Origin of the sequence: Pseudomonas sp. TH08 (assembly GCF_016651275.1) — a bacterium.
Lineage (GTDB): Bacteria > Pseudomonadota > Gammaproteobacteria > Pseudomonadales > Pseudomonadaceae > Aquipseudomonas.
In genome coordinates, this window is sequence record NZ_JAEKEE010000004.1 from 1290260 (window position 1) to 1315056 (window position 24797).

Genomic DNA, 24797 nt, shown 5'->3' on the forward strand with positions numbered 1-24797 from the left:
GCAGCCTTCGGCAGTTCCTGTATCGCGCGCGTTCTTTTCAGCCAGACCTAAATTACCCGGTAGCCCAGTCGTTCCACCCAGATAGCGAAGGCCCTTGCGCCTGCACCTCGACGGCGAACCTGACTGAGATGGCAATGACAAAACCACGTTCGAAAAAGGCTCTTTACATCGGCCTGCCGCTGGCCCTGGCGATCAGTGCCGCCGCAGGTTTTGCGGTTTGGGAACACTGGTTCAAGGACAACCCCGGCTACCCGGTCAAAGTCATGCAGCAAGCCGATGAGTTGCAGGACCGCATCATTTCCTTCGATAGCCACATCACCGTGCCGCTGGATTTCGGCACCGCCGGCAACGAAGCCGACAAGGATGGCAGCGGCCAGTTCGATCTGGTGAAAACAGCCCGCGGGCGCCTGTCCGGTGCCGCCCTGACGATCTTCGGCTGGCCGGAAATCTGGAACGGCGCCAACGCCCCCCACCGTCCGACCGCCGGGTTTGTCGAAGAAGCACGCTTCGAACAGGAAACCCGCTACAAGATCATCAGCACCCTGGTGCGCGACTTCCCCAATCAGGTCGCCATCGCCTACACCCCGGACGATTTCCGCCGTCTGCATGGCGAAGGCAAGTTTGCGATTTTCATGAGCATGCTCAACGCCTATCCACTGGGCAACGATCTCAACGCCCTGGACAAGTGGGCCGCACGTGGCATGCGCATGTTCGGTTTCAGTTACGTGGGCAACAACGACTGGGCCGACTCCTCGCGACCACTGCCGTTTTTCAATGACACCCGCGATGCGCTCGGCGGTCTGTCGGACATCGGCAAACAGGCCGTGCATCGCCTCAATGATCTGGGCGTCATCATCGATGTCTCGCAGATGTCGACCAAGGCACTGGAACAGGTCGCGCAACTGAGTCGCGCACCGATCGTGGCATCCCACTCGGCGCCACGGGCACTGGTGGATATCCCGCGCAATATCAGCGACCAGGAAATGCAACTGATCAAGAACAGTGGCGGCGTTGTGCAAATCGTCGGTTTCCCGACCTACTTGCGTCCCCTGAGCCAAACAACGCAGGACAAGCTCAACGCCTTGCGTGCCAGGTTTGATCTGCAGCCACTGCAGGGCCTGGAAATGGCGCTGATGCCTGGTGACCCGATCATCACCGTATGGCCGGAACAACGCTTTGGCGAGTACGCCGGCCAGCTCTACGCAATCGTCGACGAAGAACCCAAAGCCAACCTCAAGGACCTCGGTGACGCAATCGATTACGCCGTGAAGAAAATCGGCATCGACCATGTCGGCATCAGTTCCGACTTCAACGATGGCGGCGGTCTGGATGGCTGGAAGGACGTCAGCGAAGCACGCAACGTAACCGCCGAGTTGATCTCCCGTGGCTACAGCGAGGCCGACATCGCCAAATTGTGGGGCGGCAACTTCTTGCGGGTCTGGGAACAAGTGCAAAAATCCTCCAAGCCTGTCGTCAACCGCTGACACCTCTTCGAACAAGCGATCAGACCTCATGACCAACCGTCGTTCTTTTCTCAAACAAGCCGGCATTCTTGCCGCCGGCCTGCCCCTGGGCGCAGCCGTCAACCTGCCGGCCCGCGCCGCCAATCCACAACCGATCGGCGGGAACAAATGGGCACAACTGCGCCAGTTGTTCGATCAGGACCCGGATTACCTGCATTTCGCCAACTTCCTCGTGACCTCCCATCCGCGCCCGGTGCGCGAAGCCATCGAGCGTTACCGCGTGACCCTCGACCGCAATCCCGGTCGCGCGATGGATTGGGATCTGGGTGAAACCGAAAAGCGCGAGCAAGCCGTGCGCGAATGGGCCGGTCGCTACCTCAAGGCCAAGCCTGAGCAGATCGCCCTCACCGGCAGCACCACCGAAGGTCTGGCGCTTATCTATGGCGGCATTCATGTGCGCGCCGATCAGGAAATCCTCACCACCGAACACGAGCACTACGCGACCAATTACACCTTGGCTTATCGCCAGCAGAAAGATGACGTCAAGGTGCGCAAACTGAAGTTGTTCGACAGCAGCGCAACGGTGTCCGTCGACGAAATACTGACCCGTATCGACAAAGGCATTCGCCCTGAAACCCGCGTATTGGGCATGACTTGGGTGCAATCGGGCAGCGGCGTGAAGCTGCCGATCGGCGAGATCGGCAAACTGGTGGACCAGCACAATTGTCAGCGCGAGGAAAAGGATCGCATCCTGTACGTCGTCGATGGCGTGCACGGCTTTGGTGTCGATGACCTCGACTTCCCCGACATGCAGTGCGATTTCTTTATCGCCGGTACCCACAAGTGGATGTTCGGCCCGCGCGGCACCGGAATTATTTGCGCACGTTCCAGCGAACTGAAGGACGTCACCCCGACCATCCCGACCTTCTCCGAAGCCACCACGTTCTCGACCATCATGACCCCCGGCGGGTATCACAGTTTCGAGCACCGCTGGGCGCTGGACGAAGCGTTCAAGCTGCATCTGACGCTGGGCAAGCGCGAGGTGCAAACGCGTATTCACGAACTCAATACCTACGCCAAAAACCGCTTGCTGGAACACCGTTCGATTGAACTGGTAACACCGCGCAGCAGCGATCTGTCTGCCGGCTTCACCTTCTTCCGGATCAAGGATCGCGATTGCGATCAGGTCGCCGCTCAACTCATGCAAAACCGCGTGGTATGCGACGCGGTGGAGCGCGACGTCGGCCCGGTGATCCGCATCGCACCCGGCCTGCTGAACAGCGAAAACGACATCGAGCGTTTCATGGCCGTACTCAACAAACAGCTGTGACGCCCCGCTTTCCTTTAGACGAGATGACTCATGAAACGTGATCTGTTGACCCCTGCCCTCGGCGCCAAGGCGCTCAAGGCACTGGCCCTCGCCGCCCTCATGAGCGGCCTGCTGCCGAGCGCCGCCCAGGCCGCAACCGCCCCTGCTGCTGGCAAAGTGTTCAAGGACTGCAAGGACTGCCCGGAAATGGTCGTGCTGCCGGCCGGCACCTTCACCATGGGCACACCGGAGGATGAAGTCGGGCGCGAACCCGACGAAGGCCCGATGCATGAAGTGACCTTCGCCAAACCCTTCGCCATGAGCCGCTTCCAGATCACTGCAGGTGAATGGGACAGTTACATTCGCGAGAGCGGTGCGGTGATCGCCAACGGTGACACGCGCCCCGGTCGCGAGTGCGTCGCGAGCAAACCGCGCTACCCGCAAACCCCGCGCCAGCCGGCGGTATGCATGGACTTCCAGGACATCAAGAACTACGTCGCCTGGTTGTCGAAAAAAACCGGGCAGACCTACAGCATGCTCAGCGAAGCCCAGCGTGAATACGGTGCCCGTGCAGGTTCCAAAGGACCGTTCCCCTTCCCGTTCGACGAGGGCAAGGGCTACAGCATCGCCAAGCACGCCAACACCTACGGCCCGGCGGACGGCTACAGTTTCAGCTCGCCGGCAGGCAGCTATCCGGCCAACGCCTTTGGCCTGTACGACATGCACGGCAATGTCTATGAGTGGGTCGAAGACTGCTATCACCCGGACTACAAAGGTGCGCCAACCGACGGCAGCGCGTGGCTGGAACCCAACTGCGAGACCCTGCGCATTCGCGGCAATGACTGGGGTGAAGCGCCGGTCTTCTCCCGTTCGGGCAACCGCAACGACATCGATCCGAAGACCCGCGGCGACTGGATCGGTTTCCGTGTCGTGCGTGAGTTGTAATCGGCAGTAACGCTTCTCCTCTCCCCCCGGTCGCCGCCAGTCGGCGACCGTCTAAATTAAGCAGCGGATCAGACGTTCTACAGGGTATCTGCCTTTACGACCCAAGGAACTGTCCTGTCATGACCCAGCCTACGCGCGGTGCAATTCATGAATTGTTCACCCTACTCAAACCTTTTCGGCTCGTCGTCGCACTGTCGGTCATTCTGGGTATGGTCGGTGGCCTGAGTGTCACGGTCCTGCTGGCCACCATCAACAACGCGCTGCACTCCGAAACCGGTCTGACCCAAGGCGTGGTCGCGCTGTTCGGTGGCCTGTGTGTGCTGGCGCTGCTCAGCTCGATCTGCTCGGACATCGGCACCAATTATGTCGGCCAGCACATCATCGCCACCCTGCGCAAACAACTGGGCGAGAAAGTCCTGTCGGCACCGATCGAGCAGATCGAACGCTATCGCAGCCATCGCCTGATTCCGGTGCTGACCCACGATGTCGACACCATCAGCGACTTCGCCTTCGCCTTCGCGCCACTGGCCATATCGCTGACCGTGACCCTCGGTTGCATGGGTTATCTGGCGATGCTGTCGTGGCCAATGTTCCTGATCATGGTCGTGGCGATCCTGATCGGCACGGGCATTCAGTACTTTGCCCAAGGGCGCGGGATCAAAGGTTTCTTCGCCGCCCGTGATGCTGAAGACGAACTGCAAAAGCACTACAACGCGATTGCCGAAGGTGCCAAGGAACTGCGCATACACCGCCCGCGTCGCCAACGCATGTTCAACAGCGGCATCAAGGGCACTGCCGATTTCATCTGCAAGACCCAGATCAAATCGATCAACACCTTTGTGATTGCCAAGAGTTTCGGCTCGATGCTGTTCTTTGTGGTCATCGGTCTGGCACTGGCCCTGCAATCGTTCTGGCCCAGCGCTGACAAAACCGTGATGAGCGGTTTCGTCCTGGTGCTGCTGTACATGAAAGGTCCACTGGAACATCTGGTCGGTACCTTGCCGGTGGTCAGCCGCGCACAGATCGCCTTCCGCCGCATCGCCGAACTGTCGGCGCAGTTCTCCTCGCCCGAGCCGCATCTGTTGCTCAGCGATCAGGGCAAGAAAGCCGAGCCGGTACAGAGCCTGGAACTCAAAGACGTGCGCTATGCCTTCCCGGCCGTGGGCGACGCCAACCCGTTCACGCTGGGGCCGGTGAACCTGAAGATCGAACAGGGCGACATCGTGTTCATCGTCGGCGAAAACGGCTGCGGCAAGACCACTCTGATCAAACTGCTGCTGGGCCTGTATCCGCCGCAGCAAGGCGAAATCCGCCTCAACGGGGAATGCGTGACCGCCCTCACCCGCGACGATTACCGCCAGTTGTTCACCACGGTCTTTGCCGACTACTACCTGTTCGATGACGTGGTGCAAGGCGATACGCACATTCCCGACGACGCCAACAAATACCTGCAACGCCTGGAAATCGCCCACAAGGTCAGCGTGCAGGACGGCAGCTTCACCACCACCGACCTGTCCACGGGCCAGCGCAAGCGTCTGGCGCTGGTCAATGCCTGGCTGGAGGAACGCCCGGTGCTGGTGTTCGACGAATGGGCCGCGGATCAGGACCCGACCTTCCGCCGGATCTTCTACACCGAGTTGCTGCCCGACCTCAAACGCCTGGGCAAGACCATCATCGTGATCTCCCACGATGACCGTTACTTCGACGTCGCCGACCAGTTGGTGCGCATGGATGCCGGCAAAGTCAAAACCGCGCTCAACCCGGCCTGACACGCCAACCGCTCAGGGATGGGCTGATCCCGCCTTCACGCGATAGCAGAGTTTTTCGCGGTTGGCGGGATTTTTTTCCGGTTTTTACGCAGTGTTGCGTCTAATTATCATTAACTAATAAAACTGCACTCGCACTTCAGGAGCATCCCGAGCAAATGCAAGCCTTAAAGTTGTCCCGCACCCCTCTGGCTGTAGCCATTTCCCGCCGCAATCCGCGTGGCGCCGTGCTGTCAGGTGCCCTGCTGACGCTGATGCTGTTGGGCAGCGCCCAGGCTCAAGCGACGCCGGTCGACGTCAACGTTCCTGCGCAACCGCTGTCCAGCGCACTGCAACAGCTTGGGCAACAAGCCAACCTGCAGATTCTCTACAGCCCGGAAACCCTCGCTGGCCTGAAGTCGAGTGCGGTCTCCGGTCACCTGGAGCCGAAACAGGCGCTGGACAACTTGCTGCTGGGGAGCGGCATGACTTATCAACTGACCGGCAACACCGTTTCGCTGGTGCCGGCGACCGGAGCAGCTGCGGGAAACGCCCTGGAGCTCGGCGCGGTATCGATTTCCGGCAAGGCGCCGGGGTCGACCACTGAAGGCACCGGGCTGTACACCACGTACTCATCCAGTAGTTCGACGCGTCTGAACCTGACACCCAAGGAAACCCCGCAGTCGCTGACCGTCATGACCCGTCAGCGCCTCGACGACCAGCGCCTGACCAACCTCAGCGATACCCTCGACGCCACACCGGGCATCATCGTGCTGCGTGACGGCCAGGGCGCAGAGTCCGACGGTTACTTCTCCCGTGGTTTCGAGATCCAGAACTTCGAAATCGACGGCGTGCCGACCGTCAAGCGCATGGACAACTACACCCAGAGCATGGCGATGTACGACCGTGTTGAAGTGGTGCGTGGTGCCACCGGTCTGATCAGCGGCCTGGGCAGCCCTTCGGCGACCATCAACCTGATCCGCAAGCGCCCGACCGCCGAAGCGCAGGCCAGCGTCACCGCTGAAGCCGGCAACTGGGATCGCTACGGCACCGGCTTCGACGTCTCCGGGCCGTTGACCGAAACCGGCAACATCCGTGGCCGTCTGGTCGGCGACTTCAAGACTGAACAGTCCTGGGTCGATCGCTACAAACAAGATTCGCAACTGATGTATGGCATCACTGAGTTCGACCTGACCGAAGACACCTTGCTGACGATGGGCTTCAGCTACCAGCGCACCGACGTCGACTCGCCAATGCGTTCGGGCCTGCCGACCCGCTTCACCGACGGCTCGCGCACCAACCTCAAACGTTCCTTGAACTCGGCGCAGACCTGGTCTTACAACGACCACGAACAAACCAGCTTCTTCACCTCGATAGAACAGCAATTCGGCAATGGCTGGAGCGGCAAGGTTGAATTGACTCACTCCGAGAACAAATTCGACGAGGTCTTCAACTACGTCAACGGCGGCCTGAACCCTGACGGCAGCGGCACGACCCAACTGCCGGTGCGCTTCTCCGGTACCCCGCGCCAGAACAACATCGACGCCTACCTGACCGGCCCGTTCGGCCTGCTGGGTCGCGAGCATGAGCTGATCGCCGGTGTGACCCTGTCCCAATACTACGAAAACGTGCCGAGCTACGGTGGCTGGAAATACGACTATTCCAGCTCCCCTGCCGGCGCCATCGACAACCTGCTGAACTGGAACGGCGACTCGGTCAAACCCGAATTCAACGTCACCGGCAAATCCACCGTCGATGAAACGCAATACGCCGCTTACCTGGCCACCCGCCTGCGCGCCACCGATGACCTGAGCATCCTGCTCGGCAGCCGCGTCGTCGACTGGCATCGCGAGATCGAAGACAAACCGTACGGCGGTGCAGAAACCAAGACCAAGGAATCGGAAACCGGCGTCTACATCCCTTACGCGGGCGTGGTCTACGACGTCAACGACACCTGGTCGCTGTATGCCAGCTACACCAAGATCTTCAACCCGCAATCGTCGTGGGTTCGCGACATCAACAACAAGCCTCTGGACCCGATGGAAGGCACCGGCTACGAAGTCGGCGTCAAGGGTAGCCACTTCGATGGCAAGCTGAACTCCAGCTTCGCGCTGTTCAAGATCGAGCAGGACAACCTGGCGATCTGGATCGACACCCCAGGCGGCAACACCTACAAATCCGAACAGGGCACCACCACCAAAGGTGCGGAATTCACCCTCGATGGTGAACTCGCCGAAGGCTGGCAAGCGTCTGCCGGTTACGCCTACGCGGTCAGCACCGATGCCGATGACCAGCGCATCGTCACCACCCTGCCCCGTCACAGCCTCAAGACCTTCACCAGCTATCGCCTGCCGGGCATTCTGGACAAAGTCACCGTTGGCGGTGGCGTGAACTGGCAGAGCAAGACCGGTGCCGACCTGCACACCTTCCAGCAAGGCAGCTACGCCGTCACCAACCTGCTGGCACGCTACGACATCAGCAAAAACCTCAGCGCCTCGGTCAACCTGAACAACGTATTCGACCGCGAATACCTCAGCTACGCAGGCGACCACGGCATGTACGGCGCACCGCGCAACATCATGACCGGCTTCAAGTACACGTTCTGATTTAACCACCGCAACACAAAAAGCGCCCCGGCCAAACCGGGGCGCTTTTTTTATGGGTAAAGGTTTAACGGACTACAAGGCGTGCGCTTTGAAAGGCATTTCCTTTCGTTGCATAGGAAACGTCCGATTACATAAAAGATGCATCCGCTAAAACCCTCTTTTCGCCGAAAACTCCCGCCTTATCTCCTGTCAGCACCTACAGACGACTCGGATATTTCCCTGAGCACTTCGTTGTAACTTTGATTGGCAGGAAGCAACTGACTGCTTACCCGTTACTTATCGAAAAACAATGCACATTCAAAAGGATATGAATATGCAAAAACCACCGCCGTTCGTATTGACCGAGGCAGTCCACACGACTGCGACAGCGCCACAGGTTCAATGTTGTACTGCACTGGGAGAGATAATTTGAAAATGGTATTGAAGGCCAAGTTTGAGGAATACACAGAGTCAGAATATGCAGCCTTAATAAGTCGTTTGGTGGAGGGAGACTATTCCTCAGAGCGGGAGCACGGTGCAATTGTAAACAATATCGTCCGGACTTCAGAGCATCCAAACGGAACAGGGATTTTGTACTACCCGGCAGAAGGCGTTGAAGACAGTCCCGCAGGCGTTTTAAAAGCCATCAAAGAATGGCGAGCAGCCAACGGTAAACCAGGTTTCAAACCAAAATAGTCAGTTCCAGCTTAACCCTGTGGCGAGGGAGCTTGCTCCCGCTCGGCTGCGCAGCAGTCGTAAACCAGAGTTCAAGGTTTGCCTGACGCTCCGCGTATGGCAATTCAGGTCTGCTACGCAGACCAGCGGGAGCAAGCTCCCTCGCCACGGATTCAATATTGTCCGGTATTGGTAGAGATAATTTGAAAATGGTATTGAAGGCCAAGTTTGAACACTACACAGAATCAGAGTATCTCAGCCTTATAAACCGGCTATTCCAAGGGAATTACCGTTCAGAGAAAGAACACGATGACATTGTAGAAAACATCGTAAAAACTTCGGAACACCCGAATGAAATAGACATTCTGTACTGTCCCGAAGAAGGCGTTGAGGACAGCGCAGCCGGCGTACTAAAAGCCATCAAAGAATGGCGAGCCGCCAACGGTAAACCAGGTTTTAAACCGGAATAGTCAGTCCCTGAAAAAACTGCCAGCCAAATTAATCTCGAACTACACCACACGAAATACATATCCAAAAGCGGTGAGATCTACGACATTAAAAACATCGGAGTCACCCCACCAAAACAACACTCTGAAATCCACAAGGAAAAAAATTGAAATGCACAAACCAATTCTTTCCGATTTTACCGAAACAGATTTTCTGCGGTTCGTATCCGGAGTTTGCAATGCGCAATTTGACTCGGAAAAAGAACAGGTCCGCGCAGTGCTGTTGTTTGAAGAGTTGACTGAACACCCCCACGGCTCGGACATGATTTATTACGCCGACTCCGACGAGGAGGCGACCCCCGGAAGCGATCGTTAGCAAAGTGAAGGAATGGCGAGCCGCCAACGGCAAACCTGATTTCAAACCAGAATAGAGTTCCAACATAACCCTGTGGCGAGGGAGCTTGCTCCCGCTCGGCTGCGCTGCAGTCGCAAACCAGAGTTCAACGTGTGCCTGACACTCCGCGCGTGCAGACTCAGGTCTGCTGCGCAGACCAGCGGGAGCAAGCTCCCTCGCCACGGGTTCAATATTGTCCGGTATTGGTAGAGATAATTTGAAAATGATATTGAAGGCCAAGTTTGAGGAATACACAGAGGCAGAATATTCAGCCCTGATTAGTCGCCTGTTCGAAGGAGATTATTCATCCGAGCGCGAACATGACGCCATCATTGAAAACATCCTCTGCACGTCTCAACACCCTGATGGAACCGGCGTTCTTTATGACCCAAAAGAAGGCGTTGAGGACAGTCCAAAAGGCGTTTTAAACACCATCAAAGAATGGCGAACTGCCAACGGCAAACCAGGTTTCAAACCGGAATAGTCAGTTCCTGAAACAAGCTGTCAGGACCGGCCTCTTCGCGAGCAGGCTCGCTCCCACAGGGGCGGATGTTGATGGCCTGAGGTGTGGACGCACACATCAGGCCAGGGCGGATCAGACCGTTTCGGGATACATCACGGTGCGCAGCACGCTCACCAGTTCCTGATAGATCGCCTCCACTTCTTCGGTGACCATGCGCATGCGCAGGAAGTCGTGCACGTGGCCGCTGAATTCGCGGCATTCAAGCAGTCCTCCGGTGCTGGCCAAACGTTCGGCGTAGGCGCGGCCTTCGTCCAGCAGCGGGTCAAAACCTGCCAGGGCGATGTAGGCCGGGGCGGCGCCGGCGAGGTCGTTGCTCAGCAGTGGCGAGAAACGCCAGTCGCGGCGGTCCTCGATGCTGCGGGCGTAGTGCTGGTAGAACCATTCCAGGGAATCGCTTTCCAGCAGGTAGCCTTCGCCGAGCAAGTCCATCGATTCACGGCGCTGCGAGGCGTCGGTCACCGGGTAGCAGAGCAATTGCAGGCAGGGTTTCAGCGCGCCGGGGGCGCGCGCCTCAAGCGCCAGCACGGTCGCCAGCGTGGCGCCGACGCTGTCGCCGCCAAACACCAGGCGCGACAGATCGAGAGCAAATTCACCAGCCTGTTCGCGCAGCCAATCCAGTGCATCGGCACAATCGTGCAACGCCACCGGGAACTTGTGTTCCGGCGCGCGGCGGTAGCCGACCGACAACACTGCACACGGCGTGCGCGCGCAGAACTCGCGGCAGATACCGTCGTGGGAATCGAGGCTGCCGACGACAAAACCACCGCCGTGCAAAAACAGCAGCACCGGCAAGACACCGCCCTTTTGCAACGGACGGTACAGCCGCAAGGTCAGTTCAGCGCCGTCGCGGGCACGGTGTTGCACCTCGCTCACGTCGACATCCGGCACGGCCCAACGCATCTGTTGCGAGGACTGCTCGAACGCCCCACGCGCCTGCTCGGGTGTCCCTTGGTGAAACGCGTCGTTCTGACTGTCTTCGACCAGATCAAGAAACGCCGCTACTTCCGAATTCAATGGCATGCATCACATCCCGGGGCGCTGCGCGCAATGCACACCGCCCCTCTCAAAAAGTTAAAGACCGGCTCAGCGCGCCGACTGTTGCAGGCAATGCTCGACCAGCGCTTCCAGCTCGGCCTGATACTGCTGCATCAAGGTCTCGATGGTGCTTGGGCGGAAGCGACGGGTGCTGTACATGCAGCGCATCGACAGCTTGCCGTCGAACACCTGACCGACGATTTCCAGCCAGTTGCCAAGGTTGGCGTCCAGGCTGTAGACGTCGCCGATGTGCTCGTCCGCCGGCATCAGCATCGCCTGCTCATCAAAGGTCTGGTCGAACTGCCCCAGGTAGTTGAAGGTCAGTCGCGCCTGTGGCAACGCCGCCAGACGCTGTTGCACCGACGCATCGGCCATGTAGCGCAACGCGCCGTAGCCGACGCCCTTCTGCGGCACCGCCGCCAACTGCTCGCGTACCGCCAGAATCGACGCGCCGAAATCCTGCTCGGTCAACGGCGCCAGCCGTACCGGGAACATGGTGGTGAACCAACCGAGCGTGCGGCTCAGGTCCAGCCCTTCGACCAGGTCTTCACGGCCGTGCCCTTCCAGTTGCACCAGCACCGACTCGGCCTCGCTCCAGCGACACAGCACACGACCGAGCGCCGTCAGCAGCAGATCGTTGATCTGCGTGCCGTACACCGCTGGCGCCTGTTTGAGCAACTGCCCGGTACGGGTGGCATCGAGGCCCATGAAGGTTTCTTCGCGGAAACGCACCAGGTTCTTGCCACGCGGGTTGTCACACGGCAGATCCTTGCCCGGCTGATCCAGCTGTGCCAGCCAGTAATCCAGCTCTTGCTCGGCCAGTGCCGGCACCTGCGCCGCGAGGCCATCGGCCCAAGCGCGATAGCTGCTGGTGCGCTGCGCCAGTTGCGGTTCGCGGCCCTGACTGAACGCCTCGTAGGCCAGTTGCAAGTCTTGCAGGAATACCCGCCACGACACCGCATCGATCACCAGGTGATGCACCACCAACAGCAGACGCACCTCGCCGTCCGGCAGGTTCACCAGCAGGCCGCGCATCAGTGGCCCATCGAGCAGGTTGAGGCTGCGCTGGGCCTGGTTGACCAGTGCGTCGAGTTGCTCGATGTCGCTGATCTCCCGTTGCCACAGCAACGGGTTGCGCTCAGCGATGCGCAAGCTGTCTGGCAACGTTTGATAGTGCTGCAACCAGCGGCCCTGGTCCTGATAGAAGCGCAGGCGCAACGAATCATGCTGCTCGAGCATCAACCGCAGCGTCTGCTCCAGTGCCGGGGCATCCAGTGCCTGGCGCGAACGCAGCATCATTGCCTGGTTGAAATGATGCGGTTCACTCATGCCCTCGGCGAAGAACCACTCCTGGATCGGCAACAGACCAAACGCGCCAGCCTGCGCCACATGACTGCTGTCGGCAGTCTGACTCGAGTGCGCGACCGCTTGCTGGTCGAACAGGTTGCCAATGGTCTGGAAGCGCATCAGGTCGCGCAGCTTGATCTCCAGTTTCAGTTGCGCATGGTTCCGTGCCCGGGAAATCACTTGCAGGCTGAGAATCGAATCACCGCCCAACTCGAAGAAGTTGTCGCTGATACCCACCTGCTCCACTTGCAGCACGTCGGCCCAGATCTCTGCCAGCCAACGTTCCTGCTCGTTGCGTGGCGCCTGATATTGATCGGCGCAGAACTCAGGCTCCGGCAGCGCTTTGCGGTCCAGTTTGCCGTTCGGCGAGATCGGCAGGCGCGCCAGACCAATGATCTGCAGCGGCACCATGTATTCCGGCAATTGTGCGCGCAACAGGGTCTTCAGACGGTCACCGGCGTTGTCGTCGGCGCTGACCACGTAACCGATCAACTGTTTGCCCGAGACGCCGTCACGGGCGATGACCACGGCATCGGTGACGCCGTCCTGAGCGCGCAGGCAGGCTTCGATTTCACCCAGTTCGATGCGGAAGCCGCGAATCTTCACTTGATGGTCGGCGCGGCCGACGTAATCGAGGATGCCGTCGTGACGCAGGCGCACCAGGTCGCCGCTGCGGTACAGACGACCGCCCGGCGCGCCGAACGGATCCGGCACGAAGCGCTCGGCGGTGATGGCCGCACGGCCATGGTAACCACGGGCAACCCCGTAGCCGCCGATATACAACTGGCCGGACAAGTCTTGTGGCAGCGGATTGAGATCGTCGTCCAGCACCCACAGCGAGCGTTGGCCGACCACTCGCCCGATCGGCGCATAGGCGGCAGCGCAGGCTTCATCGTTCGGCGCTTTCCAGAGCATCGGCGTGACCACGGTTTCGGTTGGGCCGTAACCGTTGGTGATGAACTGCGGCTGCAACACGCGGCGCACTTGCGCCAGGGTCTGCTCCGGCACAGCGTCACCGCCCAGGCAGTAAATGCGCACCTTCGGCACGGCCATACCGCTGGCCTCGACGTACTCGGCCACCTGCTTGAGGTAGGCCGGCGGGAAACAGGCGATGTCGATCGAACGGCTGAGCAAGGCGTGGCTGGTCTGCTCCGGCGTCCACAGTTCATGATCGCGCAGCACCAAGGTGCCGCCGAAGGCCAGGGTGGTCAGCCAGCGCTCATGCGCGCCATCGAAGGCGAACGACATAAAGTGCAGTTCGCGGGTGCTGGCGTCCATTTCGTACAGTTCGCGGATCGCCTGGCAATGCATGCTCAGCGGTCCGTGCGTCACCGCAACACCTTTGGGCAAACCGGTAGAGCCCGAGGTGTAGATCAGGTACGCGAGGCTGTCATCACAGGTCTGCACCCGAGGTGCGGTGTGCGGATATTGATTGCCATCGAAATGATCGAGATCGAGCAATGGCAGGTTCGCCGGCAGCGGCAAGCGCTGGCTGGCGGCGCCACGGCTGATCATCTGACGCATGCCGGAGTCTTCGATGATGAAGGCCAGGCGATCACTCGGATAATCGATGTCCAGCGGCACGTAGGCAGCGCCACTTTTGAACACCGCGAGCAAGGCCACCAGCATGTCGAGCGAGCGCTCGAGTGCGACACCGATCAGCATTTCCGGACCGGCACCCGCCGCGATCAAATGATGCGCCAACTGGTTGGCACGGCGCTCGAGTTGCGCATAGCTCAACTGCTCGTCGGCACATTCGGCGGCGATCGCCTCAGGGCGTTGCGCGGCAATCATCGCCGGTAACAGCTCGCGCCGGTGCACCGCCGCCGGTTCTGCGCCCCACTGCTGCAAGGCCTGCCATTGTGGCGCAGCCAGACGTTGCAGATTGCCCAGACGCTCGGTCGGCTGCTGCATCATGCTCTGCAGCAACACTTCCATGGTCTGACGGATCCGCTCGACCGCTTCGACACTGAAGCGATCACGCAGGAACAGGTACTCGATGGAGAACTCCTCGCCCAGATGCACCGCCAGGTCCATCGGGAAGTTGGTCACGTCATGGCTGGCCGAGGTGCCGAAGCGCAAGCCGCCCGGAGCCTGTTCCAGACGCTGGTCAATCGGGTAGTTCTCGAACACGATGATGCTGTCGAACAAGGCTTGCCCGCCCTGCCCCGACCAGCGCTGAATGTCCGCCAGCGGTGCGTGAGCATGTTCACGCAGGTCGAGGTTATAAGCCTGCAGACTGCTCAGCCAGGCGTTCAGCGGCTGTGCCGGATCGAGGGTCTGGATCACCGGCAAGGTATTGATGAACAGACCCAGCATGCTGCCGGCATTCGGCAAGCCTTCCGGGCGTCCGGCCACGGTGGCACCAAACGCCACGCTGTGCTGCCCGGTGTAGCGCTGCAACAAGAGCAACCATGCGCCTTGAATCAGCGTGTTGGCGGTGATGCCCTGCGCTCGGCAATGCTGCTGCAACAAAGCGGTCTGCTGTGCATCCCAACGGGTGTACAACGCCTGGTGACCGTGCTCGGCGGACTCGTGACGCGGGTGCATCGCCTGGCTCAACGCCGTCGGTTCGACCAGCGTCTGCAAATGGCCGCGCCAGAACTGCTCCAGTTGCGCCGAATCCTGCTGCTGCAACCACGCGATAAAGTCGCGATAACGACCGCTCTCGCCTTCAACCTGACCGGTTGCGTAATGCTGCAGCACCTCGCCGAACAACTGCGAACTGCTCCAGCCGTCCATCAGGATGTGGTGGCTGGTCCAGATCAATTGGTACTTGTCCGCACCCAGACGAATCAGGCGCGTGCGCTGCAACGGCATGCGGTCCAGCGCAAAACCCTGAACGCGCTGCTGACGGGCAAACTCGGCGAGTTGCGCATCATCCATCGGCGTGTCCAGCGCTTGCAGGTCAACCACGCCCTGACGGTGGACGATCTGCACGGGTGACGCCTGGCTGTCTTGCCAGTGGAACGACGTGCGCAGAATTTCGTGGCGCTGCACCACGCATTCCCACGCGGCACGGAAGCGCTCGATATCGAGGCCTTCCACCGACAGGTTGAGCTGGTTGACGTAGAGATCGTCGCCATCATCGGACAAAGTGTGGAACAGCATGCCCTGCTGCATCGGCGACAACGGATAGATGTCTTCGATGTCCGCGACCGCCACGGGCAAACTGTCCAGACGCGCCTGACTCAGCGCGGCCAGCGGGAAGTCCGACGGCGTCAGGCCGTGGTTGCCCGGAACCACGCAGTGGTCGATCAGCGCCGTCAGTTCACGCCCGTAATCATCGGCCAATGCCTGCACGGTCGCGGTGTCGAACATCTGCTCGCTGAAGCTCCACGACAGGCTCAGCTCACCGCCATACACCTGGCCGTTGACCGACAACCAGTTGCCCAGAGGGGCGCGATCGCTGAGGTCATTGCCGGCACTTTCGCCGGCCGGCAGGAACAGCGCAGCTTCGTCGAACTGGCTGTCGAACTGGCCAAGGTAGTTGAACGTGATTTTCGGCGTTGGCAGGTCTGCCAACGCCTCACGCGCCGAGGCATCGCCCAGATAACGCAAGGCGCCAAAACCGATGCCCTTGTCGGGAATCGCGCGCAGTTGTTCCTTGATCTGCTTGATCGAATCAGCGAGCCCGCTGGCCGGCGTCAGGTGCACCGGGAACACGCTGGTGAACCAGCCGAGGGTGCGGCTCAGATCGATATCGTCAAACAGGTCTTCACGACCATGACCTTCCAGCTGAATCAGCGCCGAGGCATGCCCGTTCCAGCGGCTGATGACGCGCGCCAGTGCGGTCAGCAGCAGGTCGTTGACCTGCGTGCGATAAGCCGCCGGGGCCTGTTGCAACAGTTGTTTGGTCAGCTCAGGGGCAAGACGCGTCTGCACACTTTGCGCGTAGCGGTTTTCCAGGCTGCCGCCCGGGCGCTCGCACGGCAACGTGGCGCTCGCCCCCTGCAAGTGCTCACGCCAGAAGGCCTGTTCATCATCGAGGCTGGCGGTGTGCGCCTGCAGGCGTTCGGCCCAGGCTTTGAAGGCGCTGGTCTTGGCCGGCAACGCGACCTCGCGCCCGGCCTGAATCTGGCTGAACGCGGTGTGCAGATCCTCCAGCAGAACACGCCACGAGACACCGTCGACCACCAGGTGATGCACCACCAGCAGCAAACGCTGAGTGTGGTCCGGCAGATCGAGCAGCACACCTCGCAGCAGCGGACCGTCGTGCAGATTGAGGCTGCCCTGGGCCTGCTGACAGGTGGCTTCGATTTCACCCGGATCGGTCAGCGTGCGCTGCCAGAGCAGTGCTTGCGCAGGATCGATCGGGCGGTGAGTGGCTGTCCAGCCGTCAGTCGTTTCACTGAACGACAAGCGCAAGGCATCGTGATGCACAACCAGTGCCTGAAGCACTTGCGCAACGGTGTCGGCGTGCAGGGTCATCGCCGGTTTTAGCAGCAACGACTGGTTCCAGTGATGCCGCTGGGGAATCTCGCTGGCGAAGAACCATTGCTGGAACGGCAGCAACGGCGTCGTGCCGCTGACCGGTCCCTGGTCGATGCTCAGCAGCGTGCCGCCCAGTTGCGCGACTGCCGCCAGTGCCTGCACGGTCTGGTGCTGGAACAAATCCTTGGGCGTGAACTGGATACCGGCCTGCCGCGCACGGCCGACCACTTGAATCGAGATGATCGAATCACCACCCAGCTCGAAGAAGTTGTCCGTGGCGCTGACACGTTCAAGGCGCAAGACATCGGCCCAGATCGTGGCGATGCGTTGCTCCATGTCGTTGCGCGGCGCCACGTAGCTGTTCTGCATCAGGCTGGCATCCGGTGCCGGCAGCGCCTTGCGATCCAGCTTGCCGTTCGGGGTCACCGGCAGTTGCGCCAGCACCATCAAGTGCGCCGGCACCATGTGCGTTGGCAGACTCTCCTTGAGGGCGTTGCGCACGCTGTCGCGCCATTCGCCCAAATGGGCTTCTGCCACCGACTGCGTCGGCACCAGATACGCCACCAGTTGCTTGCCGCTGGGCCCGGCATGCGCCAGCACCACGGCTTCGCGCACGCTGCTCAGTTCCAGCAGACGCGCTTCGATTTCGCCCAGTTCGATGCGGAAACCACGGATTTTCACCTGATTGTCGACGCGGCCCTGATAGTCAAACACGCCATCGGCGCGCTCACGCACCAGGTCACCGCTGCGATACAGACGACTGCCCGGCGCCCCGAACGGATCGGGTACGAAGCGTTCAGCGGTCATCGCCGGACGATCCAGATAACCCCGGGCCAGCCCGGTGCCGCCCAGGTACAACTCGCCCATCACGCCCTGTGGCAACGCGTTGAGATCAGCGCTGAGCACACAGGTGCTGCGGTCGCCGATACGCGTGCCGATGGGTGCATAGGCCGCGCCGCACTCGTCATTGCGTCCGGCCTTCCAGATCAGCGGAGTGACCACGGTTTCGGTCGGCCCGTAACCGTTGATGATGTACTGCGGCGCCAGCGCGGCACGCGCCCGCTCGAAACTGTCGTTGGGCACGGCGTCGCCGCCGAAGCAGTAGATGCGCACTGCGGGCGGTTGGCCAACCTGTTCGGCGTGCTCGGCCAATTGCTGCAGGTACACCGGCGGGAACGCCGCCACCGTCACGCCGTGTTGCTGCATGGCGGTATAGGTCTGCTCCGGGCTCCACAGACTGTCGTCGCGCAACAACAGCCGCGAGCCATGGGTCAGCGGGGTCAGCCACCGCTCATGAGCGCCGTCGAACGCGAACGACATGAAATGCAGTTCGCAATCGTCCGGGGTCATTTCATAGCGCTGGCCGATGGCCTGGCAATGCATCGCCAACGGGCCGTGCGCCACGCACACCCCCTTGGGTTGTCCGGTGGAACCCGAGGTGTAAATCACGTAGGCGAGGTTTTCCGCCTGCACGTCGACCTGCGGCGCAACGTCTGGCCATTCGGCGGTCGACAGCGTGTCCAGATCCAGTGCGCGCAAACCGGCGCTCAACGGTAACTGGGTGCGCAGTTGCGAATCGGTGAGCAACAGCGCGATGCCCGAGTCTTCGATCAGATAGGCCAGGCGCTCGCGCGGATAACTGGCGTCCAGCGGCACGTAGGCGCCGCCGGCCTTGAGCACAGCGAGCAAGGCGACCAGCATCGATGGGCTGCGCGGCAGGGCTACGCCGACGCGCACTTCCGGGCCGACGCCTTCATTGATCAACACGTGCGCGAGGCGATTGGCCTGGGTTTCAAGCGCGGCGAAGGTCAACGCCTGATCGCTACAACGCACGGCCTCTTGTTGCGCCTGCTGCGCCGCAATCACCGCAATGCGCTGATGCACCAGCAACGGGTCGGTGCAGGGTTGCGCACGATTGCTGTCCTGCAAACGGTTCTGTTCTTCACGGCTGAGCAGGGTCAACGCGCCAAGACGCGCATTGGCCGACTGCACGAATTGCTCCAGCAGCGAGGCCAGTTGTGCGTGCAAACGCACAATCGCCTCCTGGCTGAAATTCGCCGTGGCAAAGCTGTAATGCACCGACAGGGTTTCGCCCAGATTGACCCCGACCGTCAACGGGAAGTTGGTTTGTTCACGGGTGTCGACCGCACCGAAATTCAGGCCCAGCGCTGAGCCTTGCTCCAGCGCTTCGGAGATAGGGTAGTTCTCGAACACCAACAGGTTGTCGAACAGGCCATCGCTGCCCTGCCCCGACCAGCGCTGGATATCGGCCAGTGGCGTGTGTTCGAAATCACGCAGGGCGATGTTGAGTTCTTGCACGGTTTGCAGCCACTGGCTGACCGTCAGTTGCGGTTCCGGACGGGCAATCACCGGCAAGGTGTTGATGAACAGGCCGACCTGCTGCTCGACCCCCGGCAGGTTCGCCGGACGCCCCGACACGGTGGCGCCGAATGCTACGGTCGATTGCCCGGTGTAACGCTGCAACAGCAGCAGCCACGCCGCTTGCACCAAGGTGTTAAGGGTGACTTTTTGCTGGCGGGCAAATTCACTCAGGCGCAACGTGCCGGCGGCGTCGATCCACTGCTGATATTGTTCGATCCCGCCATTTGCGCTCGCCGAACGATCCGCCAGCCCTTGGGCCAGGCGGGTCGGCTCATCAAATTGAGCCAGACGCTCAAGCCAGAACTGCTCGCTGAGCTGACTGTCCTGACGCTGCAGCCAGGCGATGTAATCGCTGTAGCGGCCGATGGTCGCTGCAGGCACTTGCCCGGCATAGCGTTGCAACACCTCACCGAGTAACTGCGAATTGCTCCAGCCGTCCATCAAAATGTGATGACTGGTGTAGAGCAGTTCGTGACGGTCCGCAGCGGTGCGCACGACCACCAGGCGCAACAGCGGCACCTCGTTCAGGTCGAACGGACGGCTGCGCTCGGCCTCGGCCAGCGCATCCAGCGCCTCACTCGGCTGGCCGCGCCAGTCGTGAACGGTGAACGGCAGCGTGGCCGTGCGTTCGACGATTTGCAGTGGCTGCGCTTGCGCGCCGCCCCAGACAAACCGCGTACGCAAAATGTCATGAGCCTCCAGCGCCGCTTGCCAGGCCTGACGGAAACGCTCGACATCGAGCCCTTCCACCGACACGCGCATCTGGTTGATGTAATCGCCCGAACCTTGTTCGTACAGGGTGTGGAAAAGCATGCCCTGCTGCATCGGCGACAGTGGATAAACGTTGTCCACCGCTTGCGGGTCCGTGATCAGCTGATCGAGCTGCGCCTGGCTCAGGTCAGCCAACGGGAAGTCCGACGGCGTCACGCCGCGGTTGTTCGCCTCACAGCAATGGGCGATCAGCGCATTGAGTTCTTGCGCATAGTCGTCAGCCAGACGCTGGATCGTCGCCTGATTGAACATTTCGTGGCTGAACGACCAGCTGAGGTTGAGCTCACCGCCATAGACCTTGCCGTTGATGTCCAGCCAGTTGGCCAGCGGTGCCAACGAACTCTGTTCACGGCCGGTGCTTTCACTGGCGGGCACGAACAGCGCGGCATCGTCGAACTGGCTGTCGAACTGCCCCAGGTAGTTGAAGGTAATGCGCGGTACCGGCTGCGCTGCGAGGGTCTGCTGCGCGTGTTCATCGCCCAGGTAACGCAAGACTCCAAAACCCAGGCCTTTGTTCGGCACGCCACGCAGCTGTTCCTTGACCGCCTTGAGCGAGTCGGCCAGGCCCATGGCCGGGGTCAGGCGCACCGGGAACAGGCTGGTGAACCAGCCAACGGTGCGGCTCAGGTCGATGTCGTCGAACAGCTCCTCACGGCCATGCCCTTCGAGTTGAATCAGGGTCGAAGCCTGACCGGTCCAGCGGCAAATCACCCGCGCCAGTGCCGTCAGCAGCACATCGTTGATCTGCGTGCGATAGGCGGCGGGCGCCTGCTGCAGCAGTTGGCGGGTCTGATCGGCATTCAAGCGGGTTTCCACACTCACCGCGTGACGGTTTTGCAAGGTCGCCGCAGGGTTGTCGCAAGGCAGATCGGCAGGCGCCTCGCCCAACTGCTCGGCCCACCACGCCAGTTCGTTGTGCAGCTCGCCGGCGGCGAACGTTTGCAGGTGTTGCGCCCAGTCCTTGAACGGGCTGGTCTTGGCCGCGAGTTTGATCGTCTGACCGTTTTGCAGTTGCTCGCAAGCGTTCTGCAAATCTTCCAGCAACACGCGCCAGGACACTCCGTCGACCACCAGGTGATGGATCGCCAGCAACAGGCGCTGGCTGCCGTCGGCCACATTCAGCAGCACGGCGCGCAACAGCGGGCCGTTTTGCAGATCGAGGCTGCCTTGCGCGGCGTCGCACACCGCTTCGATTTCGTCGACGTGCTGCACGCTCGCCTGTTGCAGCAACGGCTGGATATCCGGCGCACGGTGCGTGGCCGTCCAGCCTTCAGCGCCTTCGCTGAAGCTCAGGCGCAAGGCATCGTGATGCGCCACCAGCGCCTGCAAGGCGCGTTCGAGGACATTGGCATCGACCGCCTGCGATGGTTTGAGCAGCAGCGACTGGTTCCAGCGCTGACGCTCAGGAATCTGCAGTTCGAAGAATCGTTGCTGGAACGGCAGCAACGGCGTGCTGCCAGTGACGGCGCCCTGCTCGATGCTGAACGCTGCCTCGCCACGCTGGGCGACCCGGGCCAGACCTTGCACGGTCTGGTACTGGAACAAATCCTTGGGGGTAATGCGCAGACCGGCCTGACGCGCGCGGCTGACCACCTGAATGGAGATGATCGAGTCACCGCCCAGGGCAAAGAAGTTATCCGTGACGCCCACTTGCTCCAACCCGAGCACGGCCTGCCAGATCTCACACAATTGCCGCTCGCTGTCGTTGCTCGGCGCCAAATAGGTGTGCTGTTCCAGCGCTGCATCAGGTTTGGGCAGGGCCTTGCGATCAAGCTTGCCGTTGGGAGTCAGCGGCAGTTGTTCGAGGAACAGCAAGTGCGCCGGCACCATGTACTCCGGCAGGTGTTCACGCAGGCCGGCCTTGAGTACTTCGCGCAGCCGCGCTTGTTCTTCGGCATTGCCCAGGGCAGCGCTCGGCACGATGTAGGCGACCAGTTGCTGACCGCTCGCGCCTTCCTGCGCCAGCACCGCCAGTTCGCGCACCGCGTCTTGTTGCAGCAGGCGTGCTTCGATCTCGCCCAACTCGATGCGGAAACCGCGCACCTTGACCTGATGGTCGATACGCCCGACGTATTGCAGGTTGCCGTCAGCTTGATAACGCGTCAGGTCACCCGTGCGGTAGAAGCGCTCGCCCGGAGCGCCGAAAGGGTTCGGCAGATATTTTTCTGCGGTCAACGCCGGTCGGGCCAGGTAACCGCGGGTGATGCCGGCACCGGCCAGATACAGTTCGGCGGCGACGCCTTGCGGCACCGGTTGCAGCTCGCCATCAAGGACATAGCTGGCGGTGTGCTTCAGTGGCCGACCGATGCTCGGCTGGCCACCGGCCGTGCGCCGGGTCCAGGTCGAATAGGTGGTGTCTTCCGACGGACCGTACAGGTCGAAAACATGCTCGACCGTCGGTTGCGCGTATAGGGTGTCGACCAGCGCTTGCTTGAGCGGCTCACCGGCCAGATTGATGATGCGCACGCTCGGCGGGATCTCGCCGCTGCGTTGCAGGGCGGCAATCGCCGACGGCACGGTGTTGATCAGGCGCACCTGATCGCGGGCCGGCAACTGCGGCAACTCCAGCGCGTTACGGGCGATGATCAGCGAGCCACCGTTGGCCAGGGTGACAAACAGCTCCCACACCGACAGGTCGAAACACACCGAGGTCGAGGCCAGCACGCCTTGAATATCGTCGCGGCTGTACACCGATTGCGACCAGTCGATCAGCGCCAGCACGTTGCGATGCGCAATCGCCACGCCTTTCGGTTTGCCGGTAGAACCGGAGGTGTAAATCACATACGCCAGGTTGTCGGCCGACACCCGCGTGTCCGGCGCATGCGCAGGGTACGCGGCGAAATCTTCGGCGGCGTTGTCCATCAGCAGCACGTCGGTGTCGGCCGCGATCGCCAGATTGGCGGCGACCTCGCGTTCGGTCAGCAGGCACAACGCACGGCTGTCTTCGAGCATGTAAGCGACACGGTCGGCCGGGTAATCCGGGTCGAGCGGCACGTACACACCCCCAGCCTTGAGCACCGCCAGCAGTGCGACCAGCAGATTCTCCGAGCGCTGCATCGCCACGCCGACCCGCACTTCCGGGCCGACGCCACGCTCGATCAAGGCATGTGCCAACGGGTTGGCCCGCGCTTCAAGCTGGGCATACGTCAGGTGCCACTCGGCAAAGGTCACCGCGCGTGCATCCGGGGTCTGCGCCGCCTGGCGAGCGATCAACTGGTGGATGCACAGATCGCTGGCAAACGGAGCGTCCACAGGGTTCCAGTCGTGCAGCAAGACCTGCCGTTCACTGGCATCGAGCAACGGCAACTCGCCGACGCGCTGTTGCGCATCGCTGACGATGCCCTTGAGCAACGCCTGCAAGTGCCGGCCCATCCGCTCGATGGACGTCGCCTCAAACAGATCCGTGGCGTAGATCAGCGAGGCCCACACGCCTTGCGGCGACTCATGGGTTTCCAGAGTCAGGTCGAACTGCGCCGTGAGGCTGTCCCAGTTCACACTTTCAACCGCAAGCCCCGGCAATTGCATGGCCTGATTGGCCTGCCGCGCGCCGCTCTGATGGTTGAACATCACCTGGAACAACGGGCTGCGGCTGAGGCTGCGTTCCGGCGCCAGGGCTTCGACCAATTGCTCGAACGGCAGGTCCTGATGCGCCTGCGCGCCCAGCGCCGATTGCCTGGCCTGGGCCAGCAACGCGCTGAAAGGCATGCTGCTGTCGAGGCTGGCGCGCAGGACTTGGGTGTTGACGAAAAAGCCGATCAACCCTTCGGTTTCCGCGCGGTTGCGGTTGGCAATCGGCACGCCGATGCGAATGTCATCCTGACCGCTGTAGCGATGCAGCAAGGCCTGGAACGCCGCCAGCAACAGCATGAACATCGTCACGCCTTCACGGCGCGCGAGGTCCTGCAAGCCTTTGCTCAACGCCGCGTCCAGTTGCAGATCCAGACGTGCGCCGCGATAGCTTTGCACCAGCGGGCGCGGATGGTCGGCCGGCAGTTCCAGCACGCCCGGATCCGAACCCAGGTGTTCGACCCAATAGCTCAGTTGCCGCTCGCGCTCACCGGCGTCCATCCAGCTGCGTTGCCACTGGGCGAAATCGGCGTACTGAATCGGCAACGGTGCCAGCGTGGCCGGCGCGCCCCGACTGAACCCGGCATAGAGTTCGATCAGCTCGCCGACCATCACTTGCATCGACCAGCCATCGGAAATGATGTGATGTTGCACCATCACCAGAACGTGATCGTCCGGTGCCAGTTGCAACAGGCAGACTCGCAGCAACGCATCCTGTTCAAGGTCGAACGGGCGGGCGATCTGTGCTTCGATGGCCGCGCGCAAACGCGGCTCATCGACTTCGCCTGCCAGTGGGTGAACCTCGATCTGCAAGGCATACGGCGCCTTGATCAGTTGAATGGCCTTGTCCTGATCACCTCGGGCAAACCCGGTGCGCAGACTTTCGTGACGCTCGATCAGCGTATCGAAACTGCGCTGCAGTACCGCCATGTCCAGGGCGCCGCGCAAGCGCAACGCCGTGGGGATGTGGTACGCCGCGCTGTCCGGCTCCATCTGCCAGAGAAACCACTGCCGCTCCTGGGCATAAGACAACAGCAACGGTTCACCTTCGGTGCGCCGGAAAATCGGCGCGATGCCATAAAGGTTAATGCCCTGTTTGCCCAGTAGAATCGCCAGCGCCTTGCGTTTCTCGGGAGAAAGCGCGCCTACCGATTCAATCAACTGCTGCATGCCGTG

At 61.2% G+C, this 24797-nt stretch carries 12 protein-coding genes; 10 read left to right on the top strand and 2 right to left on the bottom strand.

Annotated features, from left to right (window positions below; translation table 11 throughout):
- Positions 1 to 134 precede the first annotated feature (134 nt).
- From pvdM to JFT91_RS22910, 10 genes are all read left to right on the top strand, one after another.
- A complete protein-coding gene (gene pvdM, locus JFT91_RS22870) occupies positions 135 to 1484 on the top strand; it encodes a pyoverdine-tailoring dipeptidase-like protein PvdM (RefSeq protein ID WP_201227203.1) in 1350 nt (449 codons plus the stop codon).
- 28 nt (positions 1485 to 1512) lie between these two features.
- Positions 1513 to 2793, top strand: a complete 1281-nt coding sequence (pvdN, locus tag JFT91_RS22875; RefSeq protein ID WP_201233934.1) for a pyoverdine-tailoring periplasmic protein PvdN — start codon at positions 1513 to 1515, stop codon at positions 2791 to 2793.
- A 30-nt stretch (positions 2794 to 2823) separates the two neighbouring features.
- Positions 2824 to 3717, top strand: a complete 894-nt coding sequence (pvdO, locus tag JFT91_RS22880) for a dihydropyoverdine dehydrogenase (protein WP_201233935.1) — start codon at positions 2824 to 2826, stop codon at positions 3715 to 3717.
- A gap of 119 nt (positions 3718 to 3836) precedes the next feature.
- The gene (locus JFT91_RS22885) at positions 3837 to 5486 is read left to right on the top strand and encodes a cyclic peptide export ABC transporter (protein ID WP_201227206.1); all 1650 of its coding nucleotides are present in this window, start codon (positions 3837 to 3839) and stop codon (positions 5484 to 5486) included.
- Between the two features lie 155 nt (positions 5487 to 5641).
- Positions 5642 to 8068, top strand: a complete 2427-nt coding sequence (locus JFT91_RS22890) for a TonB-dependent siderophore receptor (RefSeq protein ID WP_201202220.1) — start codon at positions 5642 to 5644, stop codon at positions 8066 to 8068.
- A 414-nt stretch (positions 8069 to 8482) separates the two neighbouring features.
- Positions 8483 to 8743, top strand: coding sequence for a bacteriocin immunity protein (locus JFT91_RS22895; protein WP_201234038.1), 261 nt, complete (start codon positions 8483 to 8485; stop codon positions 8741 to 8743).
- 188 nt (positions 8744 to 8931) lie between these two features.
- Positions 8932 to 9192 carry a bacteriocin immunity protein gene (locus JFT91_RS22900; RefSeq protein WP_201234039.1) on the top strand — a complete coding sequence of 87 codons (261 nt, stop codon included), beginning with the start codon at positions 8932 to 8934 and terminating at the stop codon, positions 9190 to 9192.
- Positions 9193 to 9219: 27 nt separating this feature from the next.
- The gene (locus JFT91_RS30015) at positions 9220 to 9339 is read left to right on the top strand and encodes a pyocin-S2/colicin E7-DNase domain-containing protein (protein ID WP_518524891.1); all 120 of its coding nucleotides are present in this window, start codon (positions 9220 to 9222) and stop codon (positions 9337 to 9339) included.
- 1 nt (position 9340) lies between these two features.
- Positions 9341 to 9544: a bacteriocin immunity protein gene (locus JFT91_RS22905; RefSeq protein WP_342367175.1), complete on the top strand. Its 204-nt coding sequence runs from the start codon at positions 9341 to 9343 to the stop codon at positions 9542 to 9544.
- Positions 9545 to 9755: 211 nt separating this feature from the next.
- Positions 9756 to 10046, top strand: coding sequence for a bacteriocin immunity protein (locus tag JFT91_RS22910; RefSeq protein ID WP_242489335.1), 291 nt, complete (start codon positions 9756 to 9758; stop codon positions 10044 to 10046).
- A gap of 111 nt (positions 10047 to 10157) precedes the next feature.
- Here JFT91_RS22910 and JFT91_RS22915 read toward each other — a convergent pair whose 3' ends face one another.
- Both JFT91_RS22915 and JFT91_RS22920 read right to left on the bottom strand, forming a co-directional pair.
- Positions 10158 to 11105, bottom strand: coding sequence for an alpha/beta hydrolase (locus JFT91_RS22915; RefSeq protein ID WP_201202210.1), 948 nt, complete (start codon positions 11103 to 11105; stop codon positions 10158 to 10160).
- Between the two features lie 63 nt (positions 11106 to 11168).
- Positions 11169 to 24791, bottom strand: coding sequence for a non-ribosomal peptide synthase/polyketide synthase (locus JFT91_RS22920; RefSeq protein WP_201233936.1), 13623 nt, complete (start codon positions 24789 to 24791; stop codon positions 11169 to 11171).
- Positions 24792 to 24797 lie beyond the last annotated feature (6 nt).

Bases quoted from the DNA above. Each gene is read 5' to 3' on its own strand.
- pvdM (WP_201227203.1), top strand. From the start codon at position 135: ATGACAAAACCACGTTCGAAAAAGGCTCTTTACATCGGCCTGCCGCTG.
- pvdN (WP_201233934.1), top strand. From the start codon at position 1,513: ATGACCAACCGTCGTTCTTTTCTCAAACAAGCCGGCATTCTTGCCGCC.
- pvdO (WP_201233935.1), top strand. From the start codon at position 2,824: ATGAAACGTGATCTGTTGACCCCTGCCCTCGGCGCCAAGGCGCTCAAG.
- JFT91_RS22885 (WP_201227206.1), top strand. From the start codon at position 3,837: ATGACCCAGCCTACGCGCGGTGCAATTCATGAATTGTTCACCCTACTC.
- JFT91_RS22890 (WP_201202220.1), top strand. From the start codon at position 5,642: ATGCAAGCCTTAAAGTTGTCCCGCACCCCTCTGGCTGTAGCCATTTCC.
- JFT91_RS22895 (WP_201234038.1), top strand. From the start codon at position 8,483: ATGGTATTGAAGGCCAAGTTTGAGGAATACACAGAGTCAGAATATGCA.
- JFT91_RS22900 (WP_201234039.1), top strand. From the start codon at position 8,932: ATGGTATTGAAGGCCAAGTTTGAACACTACACAGAATCAGAGTATCTC.
- JFT91_RS22905 (WP_342367175.1), top strand. From the start codon at position 9,341: ATGCACAAACCAATTCTTTCCGATTTTACCGAAACAGATTTTCTGCGG.
- JFT91_RS22915 (WP_201202210.1), bottom strand. From the start codon at position 11,105: ATGCCATTGAATTCGGAAGTAGCGGCGTTTCTTGATCTGGTCGAAGAC.
- JFT91_RS22920 (WP_201233936.1), bottom strand. From the start codon at position 24,791: ATGCAGCAGTTGATTGAATCGGTAGGCGCGCTTTCTCCCGAGAAACGC.